We start from the raw sequence: 1,987 nt of genomic DNA, 5'->3' as shown, positions 1-1,987 counted from the left end.
CGAGGACCCGGGGGCGGGGCAGCCGCCGGGCGATCCCGCGGCGGGCGCCGGCGACGCCGCGCGGGGCGCCGCGGGGGACGGGTTCCTGGGGCTTGGTCGCGTGATTGGCTCGCACGTGAATCGAGAACGAGCGGCCGGGCGGTGAGGTCACGCCCGCCGTCACGGACAGTCATCGTACGGGTGGCCCCGGGCCTGTTCTCCCGGGGCCACCGACCGGGTGGCGGTCAGGAGTTGGGGCGCAGGGTCCAGGTGACCGTCATCACGCCGGTGACGGCTCCGTCGGCGCGGGTGATCTCGACGGTGACCGGGAACTCGGGGCGGCCGCCGGCGTCCAGCTCGGCGACGACCTCGGCGGCCGGGCGGCCGAGCAGTGCGGTGGCGGTGACCTCGCCCATGGCCAGCTTCTTGTACGCGATCTCGGCGTTCACGGCGAGCGGCACGGCCCGGGACAGCTGGTCGCCGAAGGCGGCGAGCACGATGCAGCCGCTGGCGGACTCGGCCAGCGTGAACATCGCGCCGGCGTGCGGGCCGCCGACGTGGTTGTGGTACGCGGGCTGGTCCGGGAGGCGGAGCACGGCGCGCTCCGGGGTGGTCTCCAGGTACTCCAGCTTGAGGGTGTGCGCCATCGGCACGGTGGAGTCGAGCATCTGGCCGATCGTGGGAGTGGTCATGGCGACGATGTTACTAGTCGGTAGCTTCCGAGGGCAGGGGTCGCCGCAAAGCCGATCCGGCGGGCGCGTGTGAGGGAGCGCACACGCGGACGAGGGGGCGCGTGCGCAGCTGAGGCCGTGTCCGGCTGAGGCGGTGTTCGACCGAGGCGGTGTTCGACCGAGGCCGTGTTTGGCCGAGGGAGGCGAAAACGCCTGAGGGGCCGATCTCTTGAAGAGATCGGCCCCTCAGGCTCTGGGGTGAGTGACGGGACTCGAACCCGCGGCCACCTGGACCACAACCAGGTGCTCTACCAACTGAGCTACACCCACCATCTGTCCGGCCCGTTCCCGCTCTCGCGTTCCCGTTCCGACAGGAAGAACTCTACAGGATCCGAGAGGGTGCTCGCGCCAGGGTTTCGCTCCGGCGAACGCGGGCACCTTCCCGGTCCCTCCGACAGGGGTCCGCCGGGCGGTTCCGGGCGGTTCCGGGGTGGGCCGCCCGGGGCGGGTCCGGGCTCAGCCCGCCGGGGCCTGGTACTTCCCGGCGATCGCCCGCGCGGTGTCGGCGTCCGGGCCGGGCTGCGGGACGAACACCGCCTCGCGGTAGTACCGCAGTTCGTCGATGCTCTCCCGGATGTCGGCGAGCGCCCGGTGGTTGCCGCCCTTCTGCGGGCTGTTGTAGTACGCCTTCGGGTACCAGCGGCGGGCCAGCTCCTTGATCGAGGAGACGTCCACGATCCGGTAGTGCAGGTGCTTCTCCAGGGCCGGCATGTCCCGGGCCAGGAAGCCGCGGTCGGTGGCCACCGAGTTGCCGCACAGCGGGGTCTTCCCGGCCTCCGGCACGTGCTCGCGCACGTAGGCGAGCACCCGCTCCTCGGCCTCGGCCAGGGTCACGCCCTGCTCCAGCTCCTCCAGCAGCCCGGAGGCGGTGTGCATCTCGCGCACCACCTCGGGCATGTTCGCCAGCGCCTCGGCCGGCGGCCGGATGATGACGTCCACGCCCTCGCCGAGGATGTTCAGCTCGGAGTCCGTCACCAGCACCGCGACCTCGACCAGGGCGTCCTGGTCGAGGTCGAGGCCGGTCATCTCACAGTCGATCCATACCAAACGGTCATTCACACAACTCACCCTACGGCGCGATCACGCGCCGCGGGGACCGGTGGAGCCGAGCGGGGTGCCTCGGCCTGGTGCTCCTCCGGTCCGTCGTGCGTGCCGTGGCCGTCCGGGTGCTCGCCCTCCCGGCCGGTCAGGACCGTGTGGCCGTCCCGTCCGGTCCGGACCTCGCGCGCCGCCCGGGCGCCCTCGGGCGCGGGCCGGCCGGCCTGGCCGCGGACCTG

Annotated in this window: 2 protein-coding genes, 1 tRNA gene and 1 pseudogene; all 4 read right to left on the bottom strand. The window is 72.7% G+C overall.

All coding sequences use genetic code 11. From position 1 onward, the window contains the following. Positions 1 to 224 precede the first annotated feature (224 nt). Complete coding sequence (locus AE652_RS40365; protein ID WP_049660764.1) at positions 225 to 671, bottom strand: DUF4442 domain-containing protein; 447 nt, start codon at positions 669 to 671, stop codon at positions 225 to 227. A 233-nt stretch (positions 672 to 904) separates the two neighbouring features. Next, positions 905 to 980 (bottom strand) — tRNA-His (locus tag AE652_RS40360). A 186-nt stretch (positions 981 to 1,166) separates the two neighbouring features. Next, positions 1,167 to 1,769: an oligoribonuclease gene (gene orn / locus AE652_RS40355; protein WP_049660762.1), complete on the bottom strand. Its 603-nt coding sequence runs from the start codon at positions 1,767 to 1,769 to the stop codon at positions 1,167 to 1,169. A gap of 5 nt (positions 1,770 to 1,774) precedes the next feature. Then, a pseudogene (locus tag AE652_RS48825) lies at positions 1,775 to 1,987 on the bottom strand (signal peptidase I); the annotation flags it as partial.

The sequence above is a fragment of the Kitasatospora sp. MY 5-36 genome (genome assembly GCF_001182915.1).
GTDB lineage: Bacteria > Actinomycetota > Actinomycetes > Streptomycetales > Streptomycetaceae > Kitasatospora.
This window is presented reverse-complemented; position numbering and strand designations above follow the sequence as displayed.